Source organism: Alsobacter sp. (assembly GCF_059501845.1).
In genome coordinates this window covers 162,955-178,980 of the sequence record NZ_JCACDK010000011.1, presented here as the reverse complement: position 1 = coordinate 178,980, position 16,026 = coordinate 162,955, and the positions used below count along the sequence as shown (strand labels likewise).

Here is a 16,026-nt window from a genome sequence, read left to right as displayed (position 1 = left end):
TCATATAGACCGCTTGCGCCCCGAAGGGGAGCCCCGGTCAGTGCGCCCGCGCCCGCCGGAGATGGAGCGCCGTGCTAGCCTGCGGCCGCGCGGCTGTCCCGGCCGGCCTTCCGACAGCAGCTCGAAGCGCAGCGCGCCCGCCAGCGGCGCGGCCTCGACGAGCCGGACGTCCACGACGTCGCCCAGCCGGTGCATCACACCGGTGCGGTCGCCGATGAGCGCGTGCTGCGCCTCGTCATAGCGGTAGTAGTCCGCGCCGATCGTGCTGGCCGGGATGAAGCCGTCGGCGCCCGTTTCCTCCAGCTTCACGAAGAGCCCGGCGCGGGTGACCCCGCTGATGCGGCCGCGGAAATCGGCTCCGATCCGGTCGGCGAGATGGTGCGCGATCAGCCGGTCCAGCGTCTCGCGCTCGGCTGCCATGGCGCGGCGCTCGGCACCCGAGATCTTGGCCGCGATCTCCGGCAGTTCCGGGATCGTGGCATCCCTCAGCCCGTCTTCACCGAGCTTCAGCGCCCGGATCAGCGCACGGTGCACGATGAGGTCGGCATATCGGCGGATCGGCGAGGTGAAATGGGCGTAGCGGCGCAGGTTGAGGCCGAAATGCCCGTAGTTCTCGGCCGAATACTCGGCCTGGGCCTGGGTGCGCAGCACCACCTCGTTGATCAGCGTCTCGTGCTCGGTCTCATCCACCCGCGCCAGGATGCGGTTGAAGAACTCCGGCCGCAGCGCACCCTTCGCCGTCAGTTTTATACCGATGGAGGCCAGAACCTCGCCGAAGCCCCGGAGCTTCTCGACCGAGGGCTCGTCGTGCACGCGGTAGAGGAGGGCGGTCCGCCGCTCCTCGAGAGTCTCGGCGGCAGCGACGTTGGCCTGGATCATGAACTCCTCGATGAGCCGGTGTGCGTCCAGCCGCTCGGGGATGACGACCCGGTCCACCGTGCCGTCCTTCTTGAGGATGATCTTGCGCTCGGGCAGGTCGAGGTCGAGTGGCGCGCGCTCGGCCCGCTGCAGGTCTGCTGCCTTCCAGGCTGCCCAGAGCGGGCGCAGGATGCTGTCGAGGATGGGTGCGGTGGTCTCGTCGGGATGGCCGTCGATGGCAGCCTGCGCCTGGGCATAGGCGAGTTTGGCACGCGAGCGCATCAGAATGCGGTGGAAGCTGTGGCGCTTCTTTCGTCCATCCGCCGCCAGCACGATGCGCACGGCCATCGCCGGGCGATCCTCGTCCGGACGCAGCGAGCAGAGGTCGTTGGAGATGCGCTCGGGCAGCATCGGGACGACCCGATCCGGGAAATAGACCGAGTTGCCGCGCTCCATTGCCTCCCGGTCGAGCGCCGTGCCGTTGCGGACATAGGCGGCCACGTCCGCTATCGCGACGGTGACGACGAAGCCGCCCGGGTTTGCCGGATCGTCGTCGGGCCGGGCGTGCACGGCGTCGTCATGATCCTTCGCGTCGGGCGGGTCGATGGTGACGAGATCGACCGGCCGCCAGTCCTCGCGTCCCTCGAGCCCGGCCGGCCTGGCGGCCTCGGCCTCCGTGAGTGCCGCCGGCGAGAATGCGTTGGGGATGCCGTGGGCATGGATGGCGACGAGGCTGATCGCCTTCTCGCTCTTCAGCGAGCCCAGCCGTTCGCGCACCTTGCCGAGCGTGAAGCCATGCTTGCCCATGCTGGTGAGCGTGACGGAGACGAGGTCGCCATCCGCCGCGCCGTTTTCGTCTCCCGCTTTGACCGGAATCTCCCGGCCCAGCGACTTCTTGTCCACGGGGGCGATGCGGCCGCCGCCGCCCTGCACGGCACGGAATACGCCGAGCACCTGGGCTTTCGCCTTGTCCAGCACCTTGACGAGCCGGCCGGTGTAGGCGGGGCCGCTCTCCTCGCGGCTGCGCTCGATGCGAAGCAGGACACGGTCGCCGACGCCCGGCACGGCCTGTCCCGGACGCGGCTTGCGCGGCAGGTGGACGGCGATGCGAGGGGTCTCCCCGAGCTCGGCTTCGTCCCATTCTGTCGGCTTCGCCAGCAGGTCGCCGTCGCGGTCCCGGCCGTCGATGTCGGCCAGCACGACCGGGGGCAGGGCGCCCGTGCGGCGCAGCGACTTGCCGCGCTTGCCGAGAGCGCCCTCGTCTTCCAGCTCCTTGATCAGGCGCTTGAGTGCGATCCGCGCTCCCCCCTTGATCGCAAAGGCGCGCGCGATCTCCCGCTTGCCCACCACGTGGCCGAGCTCGGTCTCGTCCTTGATGAAGGCGAGGATCTCCTCGCGGGAGGGAAGCGTGTCGCCGCCATGCATGGCGTGCGGTGTCTTGGCCAAGGGGTGGGTCCGGTGGTTAGGCGGGGATCTCTCCCCATAGATGGCCCTTCACGGGTGGAAGTTCCACCGGGAAGTTGGGCGGGGTGCGTCGTTCCCTTTGCGTCGCTGCCGGGTAAGCCCCGACCAGGACGGTGGTGCCATCCCGGCCGGAGCGTAGCGGAGAGCCGGGATCCAGGGACGCGACGATTGGAGGCCCTGCATCCCGGGTCCGCGCAGCAACGCTGCGCTGCAGCGCGCCCGGGACGACACTGGGCCTACTCGGCCGCGCTGGCCTGCTTTTTCGGGGCGGCCTTTTTCGAAGGCGCCTTTTTCGCGGGTGCCTTCTTGGCTGCCTTCGCCGCCGGCTTGCGGGCGGGCTTGCCGCCGCCCGAGGCTTCGCGGGCGCGCAGCAATTCGACGGCCTGCTCCAGCGTCACCGCGTCCGGGGCCATGCCCTTCGGCAGGGTCGCGTTGACGCCGCCATGGGTGACGTAGGGACCGTACTTCCCGTCCTTGACCGTCACGTCGCCGCCCGAGGGATGCGCGCCGATGACGCGGCCCGGGCTCGCGGCAGCACGGCCGAAGCGGCTGCCGCCTGTCCCGCTCTCCTTGGCGACGATGAGGTCGATGGCGCGGTTGCCGCCGATGGTCAGCACATCGTCCTCGCGCCCGATATTGGCGTAGGTCTTGCCGTGCTGCACGTAGGGCCCGAAGCGGCCGATATTGGCCAGGATCGGCTCGCCCGTCGTGGGGTGCTTCGCCACTTCGCGCGGCAGCGACAGGAGCGACAGGGCGAACTCCAGCGTCACGTCGGCCGCGCTGGTCCCCTTCGGGATGGTCTGGCGCTTCGGCTTCTCGCCTTCGCCGAGCTGGACATAGGTCCCGAACCGTCCGTCCCGGATCGTGACGTCGAGACCGGTCACGGGATCCTTGCCCAGGACGCGTGGCCCCTGCTGCCCCGGCTCTGCGGCGGACTCGCCGTCGCCCTGGCCGGAGGTGGAGAGCTGCCGGGTGTACTTGCACTCGGGATAGTTCGAGCAGCCGATGAACGACCCATACTTGCCGAGCTTCAGCGACAGCTGGCCCGCCGAGCAGGCCGGGCACAGGCGGGGATCGCCCCCATCCGCCCGCTGCGGGAAGATGTGCGGCCCCATGATCTCGTTCAGCGCGTCGAGCACCTGCGCCACGCGCAGGTCGGACGTGCCCTCGATCGCCTTCGAGAAGTCCTGCCAGAAGCGCCTCAGCACCTCCTTCCAGTCGATCTCGTGATTCGAGATCCGGTCGAGATCCTCTTCCAGCCCGGCCGTGAAGTCGTACTCGACATAGCGGGTAAAGAAGCTCTCGAGGAATGCTGTGACCAGCATGCCCTTGTCCTCGGCGTGCAGGCGCTTCTTCTCGACGCGGACATATTCGCGGTCCTTCAGCACCGCCAGCGTCGACGCGTAGGTCGAGGGTCGGCCGATGCCGAGCTCTTCCATGCGCTTGACCAGCGAAGCCTCGGAATAACGCGGCGGCGGCTCGGTAAAGTGCTGGGTGGCGGCGATGCGGCGCTTCTCCAGCGGGTCGCCGGCCTTCATGGGCGGCAGCCGGCGGGACTCATCGTCGTCGCCGTCATCATCCTTGCCTTCCTGGTAGAGGCGCAGGAAACCGTCGAACTTCACCACCTGCCCGGTGGCGCGCAGGTCGATCTTGCGCCCGCCCGCGTCGACCGCAATGTCAACGGTGGTGCGCTCCAGTTCTGCCGATTCCATCTGGCTCGCGATGGTGCGGATCCAGATGAGTTCGTAGAGGCGGGCCTGCTCGGGATCGAGGGTCCGTGCAACCTGTGCGGGGAGGCGGCCCATGTCGGTCGGGCGCACCGCCTCGTGCGCTTCCTGCGCATTCTTCTGCTTCGTCGCGTACTTGCGCGGGGCCGACGGTACGTAGCGGTCGCCGTATTCCTTGCCGATGACCTTCCGGGCGGACGTGATCGCCTCCGGCGCCATGTCCACGCCGTCGGTTCGCATGTAGGTGATCAGCCCGACGGTCTCGCCGCCGACGTCCACACCCTCGTAGAGGCGCTGTGCCACCTGCATCGTGCGCGCAGGCGCCATGCCGAGCTTGCGGCTGGCTTCCTGCTGCAGGGTGGACGTGGTGAAGGGCGGCGACGGATGCCGCTTGACCGGCTTGGCCTCGACGTTCGCTACCGCATAGCGGGCTGCGTCGAGGGCCTTGCGGAACGCCTCCGCCTCCTCGGCCGTGCCGACGTCGAGGCGGCTGATCTTCTTGCCGTCTGCGCCGACGAGGCGCGCCTCGAACTCGGCGCCCTCCTTCGTCGCGAGATGGGCGACGATCGACCAGTATTCCCGGGCGACGAAGGCCTCGATCTCCCGCTCGCGGTCGCAGACCAGCCGGAGCGCGACAGACTGGACGCGGCCTGCCGAGCGGGCTCCGGGCAGCTTGCGCCACAGGACGGGCGAAAGCCGGAAGCCGACGAGATAGTCGAGGGCGCGGCGGGCGAGATACGCGTCGACCAGCGCCTGGTCGATCTCGCGCGGCCTCGCCATGCCCTCCGCGACGGCGTCGCGGGTGATGGCGTTGAAGGTGACGCGCTCGATGGGGACGTCCTTCAGCACCCGGCGGGCGCGCAGGGCCTCGACGATATGCCACGAGATCGCCTCGCCCTCGCGGTCCGGGTCGGTCGCGAGGATCAGGCGGTCGGCGCCCTTCACGGCGGCCGCGATGTCGGACACGCGCTTGGAGGCCTTTGCCTCGATCTCCCACTTCATGGCGAAGTCGGCGTCCGGCTCCACGGAGCCGTCCTTGGGCGGCAGGTCGCGGATGTGCCCGAAGGAGGCCAGGACCTCGTAGTCCTTGCCGAGATATTTGTTGATCGTCTTGGCCTTGGCCGGAGACTCGACGACGACGACTTTCATGCAATGCCTTTCCCGGCTCACCGCCATGCGGCAGGAGCCCGCGCCCGTGCTGTGCTGACAGGGTCGCTTTTCACGCGCGAAGGTGGGTCAGCGGCGGAGCCCTGTCAATTCGGGTGAAAGGCAGTTGTTGCCCCCTGGCAACACCGGCTACGCCGGACCGCGCATCTCCGCACGCACACCTTATCACCTCTGCCACAAGAGGCGGGTCTGGACACCCACGGGCCGAACAGAAGCCTCCGACGAGTTCGTGGACCGCGCGTCTTCAGACGCGCTCTGTGTTGCTGATGATGAAAAGCGGGTCCGGAGACCCGCGGTCCGAACCGGACCTGTTGACCGCCCCGGGAAACGCCGACCCGCGCGTTGCTCCCGCCGCGGTTTTCGCCTATCCCCGCGGCATGAGCGACGGCACCCTCGATCCCGTGTTCCCGCACCGCCACCTGCTCGGCATCGAGGGCTTGTCGCCGGGGGACATCGAGGCCCTCCTCGACATGGCGGATGCCGCCGTCGACGTCTCCCGCCAGGTCGAGAAGAAAAAGTCGACCCTGCGCGGCCGCACCCAGATCAACCTCTTCTTCGAGGCATCCACCCGCACCCAGGCCTCGTTCGAGCTCGCCGGAAAGCGGCTTGGCGCCGATGTCATGAACATGTCGGTCGCCTCCTCCTCCATCAAGAAGGGGGAGACGCTGATCGACACGGCCATGACGCTCAATGCCATGCGGCCGGACCTCATCGTCGTGCGCCATCATGCCGCCGGGGCCGTGCACCTGCTGGCCCGCAAGGTCGACTGCTCGGTGATCAACGCCGGCGACGGCTCGCACGAGCATCCCACCCAGGCGCTGCTGGACGCCCTCACGATCCGCCGCAATGCGGGGCGCATCCGGGGGCTGGTGGTGGCGATCTGTGGGGACATCCTGCATTCGCGGGTGGCGCGGTCCAACATCCTCCTTCTCAACGCGCTCGGCGCGGAAGTGCGGGCCATCGGCCCCTCGACTCTGCTGCCGCCCGGGCTGGAGCGGATGGGGGTGTCCGTCTTCACGGATATGCGCCGCGGGCTTGCCGGGGCGGACATCGTGATGATGCTGCGGCTGCAGCGCGAGCGCATGAACGGCTCCTTCGTCCCGTCGGTGAAGGAGTACTTCCGGTATTTCGGGCTCGATGCGGAAAAGCTCGCCTATGCCAGGCCGGGCGCACTGGTGATGCATCCCGGCCCGATGAACCGCGGCGTCGAGATCGCCTCCGAGATCGCGGACGGCGCGCAGTCGCTCATCCGCGAGCAGGTGGAAATGGGTGTTGCCGTCCGCATGGCCGTGCTCGAGGCGCTGGCCCGCCACCTCCCGAACGCCTGAGGAGAGCCATGGACGCCGCCGCCCCGCCCGTGCTGCTGGCCAATGCGCGCCTGATCGATCCCGCTTCCGGGCGCGACGAGACCGGCGACCTCTACGTCGCCGACGGCCTGATCCGCGACCTCGGGGCGAGCGTGCGCGGCTCCCGGCCGGCCGGGGCGCGCATCATCGACTGCCGCGGCAGGGTGGTGGCCCCGGGCCTCGTCGACATGCGCGCCTTCGTCGGCGAGCCCGGTGGAGAGCACCGGGAGTCGCTCGCGACGGCCAGCCGCGCGGCGGCGGCGGGCGGCGTGACGACCGTGGTCTGCATGCCGGAGACGACGCCGCCTGTGGACGATCCGGCGGTGGTCGACTTCCTGATGCGGCGTGCCCGCGACACCGCGATCGTGCGCATCCTGCCTTCGGCTGCTATCACCAAGGAGCTGGCCGGGCGCGAACTTGCCGAGATCGGCCTGCTGACCGACGCCGGCGCCGCCTTCCTGACCGATGGCGCCCGCTCCGTGCGCTCGGCCCAGGTGCTGCGCCGTGCCCTGACCTATGCCCGCGACATCGGCGCCCTCATCGTCCACCACTGCGAGGATCGCGACCTCGTCGGCGACGGGGTGATGAACGAGGGCGAGCTGTCGACCCGCCTCGGCCTGCTGGGAATTCCGCGCGAGGCCGAGACGGTGATCCTGGAGCGCGACATGCGGCTCGTTCGCCTGACAGGCGGGCGCTACCACGCCGCGCTGGTGTCCTGCTCCGACAGCGTCGCCATCCTGAAGCGGGCCCGCGAGGAGGGTTTGCGAGTCACCGCAGGCGTTTCGATCAACTCGCTCACGCTGAACGAGAACGATATCGGCCCCTACCGCACCTTCCTGAAGCTGTCGCCGCCGCTGCGCCACGAGGACGACCGGCTCTCGGTGGTGGAGGCGCTGGCGCAGGGGGTGATCGACGTGGTCGTCTCCGACCACAATCCCCAGGACGTGGAAACCAAGCGCCAGCCCTTCGCCGAGTCGGCGGACGGCGCGATCGGCCTCGAGACGATGCTGGCCGCAGGGCTGCGGCTCGTGCATGCCGGGGAGATCGCGCTGCCCGTGCTGCTGCGGGCGATGTCCAGCCGTCCCGCCGACATCATGGGGCTGCCGCAGGGCCGGCTGGCGCGCGGCGCGCCGGCCGACCTCATCGTCTTCGATCCCGACGAGCCCTTCGTGCTCGACCCCTCCAAGCTGCACTCGCGCTCCAAGAACACGCCCTTCGACGAGGCCCGCCTGCAGGGGGTGGTCCACGCCACGCTGGTCGCGGGGCGGGTGGTGCACGAGGTCGCGTGAGGCAGCTGCCCTCCGCCGAGCCGGCCCGCGCGGGCGGGTATCCGGCAGCCGGTTGCATCTTGCCTGAACCACTCGCAAGACCTGAAAACGCAGCGGTTCCATTGACGGCGCCGCGCGCCCTCGCCACGCTGGCCAGCAGGAGCTCCACGTGCCGCTGATCCTTTCCCTCGTTCTCGGCTATCTCCTCGGGTCCATTCCGTTCGGGCTGATCATCACCCGGCTCGCGGGGACGCAGGACATCCGCACCATCGGGTCCGGCAATATCGGCGCCACCAACGTGCTGCGCACCGGCCGCAAGGGTCTCGCCGCCGCGACCCTTCTCGGCGACGCGCTGAAGGGCACTGCCGCGGTCCTGATCGCCCGGTATCTCTGGGGGGACGACGCCGGCCTCGCGGCGGCGCTCGGGGCCTTCGTCGGCCATGTCGCGCCGGTGTGGCTGGGCTTCAAGGGTGGCAAGGGCGTGGCGACGTTCCTCGGCACGCTGATTGCGGTGGCGTGGCCCGCGGCGATCGTGTTCGCGCTGGTGTGGCTGGGGCTCGCCTTCGCGCTGCGCTACTCCTCGGTCTCGGCGCTGGCGGCCAGCGCGGCCTCGCCGCTAGCCCTGCTGGCGCTGGGCCAGCCGCGCGCCGCGGCGGTCTTCGCCGTGCTGGCGGCGATCCTGTGGTGGAAGCACGCCGAGAACATCAGACGGCTGCGCGAGGGTCGAGAGACCCGCATCGGCGCCAAGGGCTGAGGGCGGGCATGGCGGGCGCGGCGGGGACAGACGGAAAGGGTCCGCGCCTCACCGACGCGCAGCGGCTGGACTGGCTGCGCCTGATCCGCAGCGAGGGCGTGGGCCCGCGCACCTTCCGCTCCCTGGTCAATCATTTCGGCGGCGCCGCCGCGGCGCTGGAGGGCCTGCCCGACCTGGCCCGTAAGCGCGGCGCCCGCGTCAAAATCTGCTCGGTGGACGACGCGAGGCGCGAGATGGACGCCGCCGCGCGGATGGAGGTCCGCATCGTCGCGGCCGGAGAGCCGGGCTATCCGCCCGCCCTCGCCGTCACGGACACTGCTCCGCCGCTCCTGATGGTGCGGGGGGTGCCGGACGTGTGCGCCAGGCCGATGGTGGCGGTGGTGGGATCGCGCAACGCCTCCGGCGCCGGCCTGCGGCTGGCCGAGCGGATCACGAGGGGGGCGGCCGAGGCGGGATTCGTGGTGGTGTCAGGCCTCGCCCGGGGCATCGACGCACAGGCGCACGAGGCGGCGCTGCCGACGGGCACGGTGGCGGTTCTGGCCGGCGGCCACGACAGGCTCTACCCGCCCGAGCATGCCGGGCTGCTGGAGCGCATTCTCGAGCGCGGGGCGGTGCTCACCGAGATGCCGATGGGCTGGGAGCCTCGCGGCCGGGATTTTCCCCGCCGCAACCGCATCGTCGCCGGCGCGGCGCTGGGGACGGTTCTCGTGGAGGCAGCCCGGCGTTCCGGATCGCTGATCACGGCGCGCTTCACCGGCGAGCTCGGGCGCGAGCTGCTCTGCGTGCCGGGCTCGCCGCTCGATCCGCGCTCCGACGGCACCAACGCCCTCATCCGGGAAGGCGCGACGCTGGTACGGTCGGCCGACGACGTGGTCGAGGCGCTGGCGCCGCTCGTCGGTCGCGACCCGCCGGTGCCCGGCGCCATGCGCGACGACCCCGGGCGGGACGAGCCGCTGTGGGAGGAGACGGACTTCCTGGGCGATGGAGCTTCCGCGCCGCCCCAGGCACCGCCGGAAACGGACGGCTGGGGCGAGCAGGCCCCCGAGCCGGCACTGGCCGGCGAAGGCCAGATCCTGGCGCTGCTGGGCGCAGCGCCGGTCTCTGTCGACGATCTCGTGCGGGCGGCCCGCCTGCCCGTGCAGGAGGTACACCTCGCCCTTTACGACCTGCAGGCGGCCGGGCAGATCGAGCGCCACGAGGGCGGGCTCGTCTCCCGGCGCGAGCCGGGGGCGTAGGCTCAGGCGCGCTCCGTCTCGGCCGACCTGCGGCTGCGGGTCGTTGCCTCGATGCGCGCCATCTCCAGGAAATAGGCGAGGAGCTCGAGCTTGGTGGCGCGCGCCATGGCGGCGAGTTCGCCAGACATCTGGGCGATGTAGCGGGACATTTCCTCGATGCCCTGCGGATCGCTGGGGCTCGGCACGCCGCCCGCGAGGATACGCGGCAGGGGATCTCGCAAAGGCTGGACACTGGGATCGTGGGACAGGGCGGCCAGAGGGCTGGGTGCGGGCATCATGGGCTCCCGAAACGAAGACGTGATCGAAATAACTTCGTGCCGGCCTGCAATGATTCGCCGGACGGAAGAAAGCATGCCACCTCAATCGTGGCCTGTACAGTTTGGCTTGCTTTTCCTCAGGTTGTATTTTGTCCGATGTCGTTCCGGGCTCGCCCTGTTGCCTGAACGGCGTGTTCAGCGGGGGTTCACTGCCGGGGGCCGACCCTGACTGCGGCACATTCGAACCGCAGGAGGAGATTCATGCTCCGCTTCCTCGACCCATGCCGGGCGATCTTGTCCGCCGCCGGTGCAGCCGGCGTCGCGCTGCTGGCGTCCACGCCGGGAATTGCCGCTCCGGCGCGCCCGGACCCCGAGACGGCACTGACCGCCGTGTCGCGTGGAACGGCCGCCGTGCTCGGCGTCTCCGCCGTGATGGGGGCGGGGGTGGGCGTGGCGCTCTGCGCCCAGCACCGCCGCGCGCAGGCGAAGACGGCGCGGCCGCCCGTCCGCATGGCGGCGTTCTACCAGCTTGAGCGCGACTATACGCCGCAGCCCTTGCCGCCGGTCTATGGCGGGGCCTGGGAGGAGCCGGCCTATGGCGACGACTTCACGCCGCTGCCGCCGGAGCCCCGGCCGCGCCGCTGGCGCGAGGAGAATGCGGGTGCGATGAGCGAGTTCGGCTTCCCGCCGCGGCGCGGGCCGACGCGCTCCTTCTAGGCTTCGCCCGTGTCCTGCTAGGCTTGGCCCGTCTCCTGCTCCGCCCGGCGGCGGCGCAGGGCGCCCATCCTGTCGAGGAAGCCCTGCAGGATGTAGGCGGCGGCCAGCTTGTCGACGAGTTCGCCGCGCCGGGCGCGGGAGGCGTCGGCGTCGATCAGCGTGCGGGTGACGGCTGCCGTGGACAGCCGCTCGTCCCAGTAGGCCAACGGCCGTGCGTCCAGCCCCGCGAGGTTGCGGACGAAGGCGCGTACGCTCTGCACGCGCGGGCCCTCGCTGCCGTCCATGTTGAGCGGCAGGCCCATCACCCAGGCGACGACGCCGTGCTTCTCGGCGAGCTTCAGCATGGCGGCGGCATCCGCCCTGAACTTGGTGCGGCGGATCGTTTCCAGCGGCGTGGCGATGCGCTGCTCCACGTCCGACAGGGCGAGGCCGATGGTTTTGGTGCCGAGGTCGATGCCGATCAGCCGCGCCCCGCGGGGCAGGGCGACATAGGGCGCGAAATCATCGTCGGAGAGCATCATGGGAGGGCTCTAGCACGGATGCCGGCACTCTTCCCACCGGCGCGCGCCGCCCTATGATCGGCTGCGCAACCGTGGGAGGAACGCATGCAGATCACCTGGTTCGGCCACTCCGCCTTCCGGCTCGACTTCGGCCCCCACCACGTCCTCATCGATCCCTTCTTCACCGGCAACCCCGCCTTCGACAGCGAGCACCGCGCGGCGGCGGAGGGGGTGACGCACATCCTCCTCACCCACGGCCATGGCGACCATGTCGGCGACACGCTGGCCATCGCCAGGGACACCGGCGCCAAGGTGGTCAGCAACTACGACCTGCTGATGTGGCTGGCCAAGCAGGGCCTGCAGAACTTCGAGCCCATGAATACCGGCGGCACGGTGGATGCCGGCGGCTTCCGCGTCAGCATGGTACGGGCCGACCATTCGGCCGGCATGGTGGAGGCCGATGTCGGCTTCCCGCTCGGCAGCGCCAACGGCCTCATCGTCAAGGCCGCGGGCGAGCCCGTCGTCTACCACATGGGCGACACCGACATCTTCGGCGACATGGCACTGATCGACGAGATCCACCAGCCCAAGGTCGGCCTCGTCCCCATCGGCGACCGCTTCACCATGGGCGCCGAAGTCGCCGCGCTCGCCTGCCGGCGCTTCTTCCACTTCGACACCGTCATCCCCTGCCACTACGCCACCTTCCCCCTGATCGCCTCGAACGCCGACGCGTTCGTGGAAGCGATGAAGGGCAGCCCGACGAAGGTGGTGGTGGCGAAGAAGGGGGAGCGGGTGGCGGTGTGAGGGCGAAGCACACAAGCACCTTCGCTTCAACTACCTTCTGCAGCGTGAAACCCACGGCGCTATCGGGTGGGGCCCGTAGGGAGCGCTGTATTTTTAGTATAATGCATTGTTGTTCAACGATTCGCAGGCAGTCTGGTGGCTCGTATGTTTGCTATCTCAGTCTTCAATAATAAGGGCGGCGTTGGCAAGACTACGCTGAGTTTTCATCTAGCCCACGCGCTTGCCGAATTGGGAAAGAAGGTTTTGGTGGTCGACCTTGACCCTCAGTGTAATCTCACAATTCTTGCGATAAATGATAGTAAACTATTTCGGGTCTGGGATGCCGAAGAATCGTTTATGGATGACTTCGGAGTGTTCGAGTCGCGCGATTTGGCTGAGCGTACGAGAATGCTTGGGCAGACACGGTCTATCCATTTCATGTTGAAGTCCGCGGAGGATGGACAAACTGACTTTGAGGAAACACCGCCTCCGGTACAAATTGGGACTAACATATGGATACTTCCAGGTAGATTGACGCTTCACTCCTATGAAGACAAAGTAGGTGAACGATGGGCGAATAGCTATAAAGGTGACCCTCTCGCCGTCCGAACTATTACTCAAGTACGTACTGTTGCAAGGCGTTATGCCGAAGAATTTGGCTACGATTTCATCATTTACGATACATCTCCGAGCTTAGGCATGTTGAACAGAGTGATTCTGTCTATGGCAGATGGGTTCATAATTCCGTGTTTACCAGACAAATTCTCTCTTTACGGCATAAAGAACATTGGTAATGCGCTTCGCAGATGGAAAACTGAGTTTGATACAATCACGAGCCTTCAATCGGCCTCACGTCGCCAACTTTTCCCAGAACGCTTCGTCCAATTTTTGGGCTATACAATTTATAACGCTCGCCCTTATCGGCAAGTCCCTCCCCTAAATCGATGGGACCTTGCGGGCGGACACTATATTTTTGCAAAGGAAATTCCGGCAACGATCAAGCAGTCTATCCCTGAGCAGATTCGACTTGAGCTCACCAGTGAGGAGTTGGACGAACCGATTGGTGGAACTGCGGTGATGCACTCCCACAATACATTGCCAAACGTTTCGCAGAAATACCATGCGCCGATCTGGAAGTTACCTGATCATCCAGATTTAGATCAGCAGGACCGAAATACAATGCGCGTCAATCGTGCTGCCTATGAGGGCACTCGCGAAAGCTACGTGCGATTTGCGGAAGATGTTCTTCGGCGGGTGAGCAAATATGACTGACGAAGAGATTGAATCGCTCCTTCAGTGTTATAGAAAAGCACGGAAGGGGTACTCAGGCTTTATGAACAATGTTATCGATTTCTTCAAAGCCGATAACGAAAGACTTTTTGATGAACGAAGGCGCTTTACAGTTCACTCTGTAAAATTCAGAGAGAAGGACTCTGAACATCTTCGCAGCAAAATCAGACGGAAGAGCGCTCCTGACAATCCAATTACGGCAGAGAATCTCTTTCTCCGCATCACGGACTTTTGCGGTGTCCGTGTGCTGCATTTGAAGCTGTCGGATTCCCGCGTTCTTCATAGAGCCATTATGGGCCATGTGGAAAATAATTATTGGGCACTCGCCGAAGCGCCAAAAGCATATACATGGGACCCAGAGTACAAAGCTTATTTTGAGGAAATGGGACTTCAGACAAATATCAAGGAAAGCTTTTATACGAGCTTACATTACCTGGTAAAGCCGAACTCCGATACTTCGGTGACTTGTGAGATACAGATAAGAAGTCTTTTTGAGGAGATTTGGGGAGAAGTGGATCACGACTTAAATTACCCGATCGCCACCGAAAGTGTTCCCTGTCGTGAGCAGCTAAAAGTTCTGGCGAAACTAGTTGGCGCAGGGACAAAGTTGGTCGAATCCATTTACGGTAGTTTGCCTGCGCAGGTAGAGAGTTAGACGGTTGGGGCCGACTACTACTTCTAGGTGAAGCCAGAGCCGCCGGAGCTTGCGATAGATTGAGCGTGAGTTCCTGCGTCCTAAGCTTTTGCAATCAGTCCTCAGTCGGTGCCATTGTCTCTTCCCTCCGCCCCACCATTGCCCCGCCATTCACCCCGGTGCTATAGCGCCGCGGCCGGTCGCGCTTGGGGCCGGCGCCATCCTTCCGCGAGGTCCGCATGTCCGTCGACCAGGCGACCGTCCGCCGTATCGCCCGTCTCGCCCGCATCGCGGTGACGGAGGACGAGGTGCCGCATCTGCAGAACGAGCTGAACGCCATCCTCGCCTTCGTCGAGCAGCTGAACGAGGTGGACGTGGAGGGCGTGGAGCCGATGACCTCGGTCACCCCCATGGCCATGAAGAAGCGCGTGGACGAGGTGACGGACGGCGGCTACCCCGACGTGATCACGGGCAACGCGCCCGCCACCGAGGACCATTTCTTCCTCGTTCCCAAGGTCGTCGAATGACCGGTCTCACCGATCTCACCCTCGCCGAGGCGCGCGATGCGCTGGCCCGCAAGGACGCCTCCTCGGCCGAGCTGACGCGCGCCTTCCTCGACGCGATCGAGGCGGCGCGCAGCCTCAACGCCTATGTGCTGGAGACGCCCGAGCAGGCGCTGGCCATGGCGAAGGCTTCCGACGAGCGGCGCGCCCGCGGCGAGGCCGGCCCGCTGGAGGGCCTCGCGCTCGGCATCAAGGACCTCTACGCCACCAAGGGCGTGCGCACGACCGCGGGCTCCAAGATCCTCGAGAGCTTCGTGCCGCAATACGAGTCGACCGTCACGTCGCAGCTGTGGCGCGACGGGGCGGTGATGCTGGGCAAGCTCAACAATGACGAGTTCGCCATGGGCTCGTCCAACGAGACGTCGGCCTTCGGGCCGGTCACCTCGCCCTGGCGGCGGGAGGGCTCCAACACGCCGCTGGTGCCGGGCGGCTCCTCCGGCGGGTCGGCCGCCGCCGTGGCGGCGCGGCTGTGCCTGGGCGCGACGGCGACCGACACGGGCGGCTCCATCCGCCAGCCCGCGGCCTTCACCGGCACGGTGGGGATCAAGCCGACCTATGGCCGCTGCTCGCGCTGGGGCATCGTCGCCTTCGCGTCCTCGCTCGACCAGGCGGGCCCCATCGCCCGCACGGTGCGCGACAACGCCATCCTGCTGCGCTCCATGGCGGGGCACGACCCCAAGGACACCACCTCCGCCGACCTGCCGGTGCCGGACTACGAGGCCGCTGTCGGCCGCTCCGTGAAGGGCATGAAGATCGGCATCCCGAAGGAATACCGGCTCGCCGGCATGCCCGCCGAGATCGAGGCGCTGTGGGAGAAGGGCGCCGCCTGGCTGCGCGCGGCCGGCGCCGAGATCGTCGAGGTGTCGCTGCCGCACACCAAGTACGCGCTGCCGGCCTACTACATCGTCGCTCCGGCGGAAGCCTCGTCGAACCTCGCCCGCTACGACGGCGTGCGCTACGGCCTGCGCGTGCCGGGCAAGGACATCGTCGAGATGTACGAGAAGACGCGCGCCGCCGGCTTCGGCGCCGAGGTGCGCAGGCGCGTCATGATCGGCACCTACGTGCTCTCGGCGGGCTACTACGACGCCTATTATGTTCGCGCGCAGAAGATCCGCACGCTGATCAAGCGCGACTTCGAGGAGGTCTACGCCTCCGGCGTCAGCGCCATCCTCACCCCCGCCACGCCCTCCGCCGCCTTCGGCGTGGGCGAGAAGGGCGGCGCGGACCCGGTAGAGATGTACCTCAACGACGTCTTCACCGTGACGGTGAACATGGCGGGCCTTCCCGGCATCGCCGTGCCCGCCGGCTCGTCCTCGGAAGGCCTGCCCATGGGCCTGCAGCTCATCGGTCGCGCCTTCGACGAGGAGACGCTGTTCTCGCTGGGCGAGGTCATCGAGCAGGCGGCCGGCCGAGTGGAGCTTCCCAAAGCCTGGTGGTGAGGCCCGGACCGCGCGTCTTCAGAC

General features: G+C 67.4%; 14 protein-coding genes. 10 read left to right on the top strand and 4 right to left on the bottom strand.

The window, feature by feature from the left end; translation table 11 throughout:
- Both rnr and topA read right to left on the bottom strand, forming a co-directional pair.
- Positions 1 to 2,283, bottom strand: a complete 2,283-nt coding sequence (gene rnr, locus AC5JCN_RS08255; RefSeq protein ID WP_495754949.1) for a ribonuclease R — start codon at positions 2,281 to 2,283, stop codon at positions 1 to 3.
- A gap of 275 nt (positions 2,284 to 2,558) precedes the next feature.
- Positions 2,559 to 5,198 (bottom strand): type I DNA topoisomerase, encoded by a 2,640-nt coding sequence (gene topA / locus AC5JCN_RS08250; RefSeq protein WP_495754555.1) that lies wholly within the window; start codon positions 5,196 to 5,198, stop codon positions 2,559 to 2,561.
- Positions 5,199 to 5,593: 395 nt separating this feature from the next.
- Here topA and AC5JCN_RS08245 point away from each other — a divergent pair, with 395 nt between their 5' ends.
- The 4 genes from AC5JCN_RS08245 (at position 5,594) to dprA (ending at position 9,819) form a co-directional block, all read left to right on the top strand.
- The gene (locus AC5JCN_RS08245; protein WP_495754948.1) at positions 5,594 to 6,544 is read left to right on the top strand and encodes an aspartate carbamoyltransferase catalytic subunit; all 951 of its coding nucleotides are present in this window, start codon (positions 5,594 to 5,596) and stop codon (positions 6,542 to 6,544) included.
- An 8-nt stretch (positions 6,545 to 6,552) separates the two neighbouring features.
- Positions 6,553 to 7,851 (top strand): dihydroorotase, encoded by a 1,299-nt coding sequence (locus AC5JCN_RS08240; RefSeq protein ID WP_495754554.1) that lies wholly within the window; start codon positions 6,553 to 6,555, stop codon positions 7,849 to 7,851.
- A gap of 148 nt (positions 7,852 to 7,999) precedes the next feature.
- Positions 8,000 to 8,584, top strand: a complete 585-nt coding sequence (plsY, locus tag AC5JCN_RS08235; protein WP_495754553.1) for a glycerol-3-phosphate 1-O-acyltransferase PlsY — start codon at positions 8,000 to 8,002, stop codon at positions 8,582 to 8,584.
- Between the two features lie 8 nt (positions 8,585 to 8,592).
- A complete protein-coding gene (gene dprA / locus AC5JCN_RS08230) occupies positions 8,593 to 9,819 on the top strand; it encodes a DNA-processing protein DprA (protein WP_495754552.1) in 1,227 nt (408 codons plus the stop codon).
- Between the two features lie 2 nt (positions 9,820 to 9,821).
- Here the strand turns inward: dprA and AC5JCN_RS08225 are convergent, their stop codons facing one another.
- On the bottom strand, positions 9,822 to 10,094 hold the full coding sequence (locus tag AC5JCN_RS08225) for a hypothetical protein (protein ID WP_495754551.1): 273 nt from the start codon (positions 10,092 to 10,094) through the stop codon (positions 9,822 to 9,824).
- A gap of 243 nt (positions 10,095 to 10,337) precedes the next feature.
- Between AC5JCN_RS08225 and AC5JCN_RS08220 the strand changes: the two genes are divergently transcribed.
- Positions 10,338 to 10,793, top strand: coding sequence for a hypothetical protein (locus AC5JCN_RS08220; protein ID WP_495754550.1), 456 nt, complete (start codon positions 10,338 to 10,340; stop codon positions 10,791 to 10,793).
- 17 nt (positions 10,794 to 10,810) lie between these two features.
- On the opposite strand, the gene ruvX is transcribed toward AC5JCN_RS08220, so the two are convergent.
- On the bottom strand, positions 10,811 to 11,314 hold the full coding sequence (gene ruvX, locus AC5JCN_RS08215) for a Holliday junction resolvase RuvX (RefSeq protein ID WP_495754549.1): 504 nt from the start codon (positions 11,312 to 11,314) through the stop codon (positions 10,811 to 10,813).
- A gap of 84 nt (positions 11,315 to 11,398) precedes the next feature.
- Between ruvX and AC5JCN_RS08210 the strand changes: the two genes are divergently transcribed.
- From AC5JCN_RS08210 to gatA, 5 genes are all read left to right on the top strand, one after another.
- Positions 11,399 to 12,097: a metal-dependent hydrolase gene (locus AC5JCN_RS08210; RefSeq protein WP_495754548.1), complete on the top strand. Its 699-nt coding sequence runs from the start codon at positions 11,399 to 11,401 to the stop codon at positions 12,095 to 12,097.
- Positions 12,098 to 12,241: 144 nt separating this feature from the next.
- Positions 12,242 to 13,348: a ParA family protein gene (locus tag AC5JCN_RS08205; RefSeq protein ID WP_495754947.1), complete on the top strand. Its 1,107-nt coding sequence runs from the start codon at positions 12,242 to 12,244 to the stop codon at positions 13,346 to 13,348.
- Positions 13,341 to 14,021, top strand: a complete 681-nt coding sequence (locus AC5JCN_RS08200) for a RelA/SpoT domain-containing protein (RefSeq protein ID WP_495754547.1) — start codon at positions 13,341 to 13,343, stop codon at positions 14,019 to 14,021. Before AC5JCN_RS08205 ends, AC5JCN_RS08200 begins: the two co-directional genes overlap by 8 nt.
- A 218-nt stretch (positions 14,022 to 14,239) precedes the next feature.
- The gene (gene gatC, locus AC5JCN_RS08195) at positions 14,240 to 14,527 is read left to right on the top strand and encodes an Asp-tRNA(Asn)/Glu-tRNA(Gln) amidotransferase subunit GatC (RefSeq protein WP_495754546.1); all 288 of its coding nucleotides are present in this window, start codon (positions 14,240 to 14,242) and stop codon (positions 14,525 to 14,527) included.
- Entirely contained in the window at positions 14,524 to 16,002 is a 1,479-nt protein-coding gene (gatA, locus tag AC5JCN_RS08190; protein WP_495754545.1) for an Asp-tRNA(Asn)/Glu-tRNA(Gln) amidotransferase subunit GatA, read from the top strand. The genes gatC and gatA overlap by 4 nt, the downstream gene beginning before the upstream one ends.
- Positions 16,003 to 16,026: the final 24 nt, after the last annotated feature.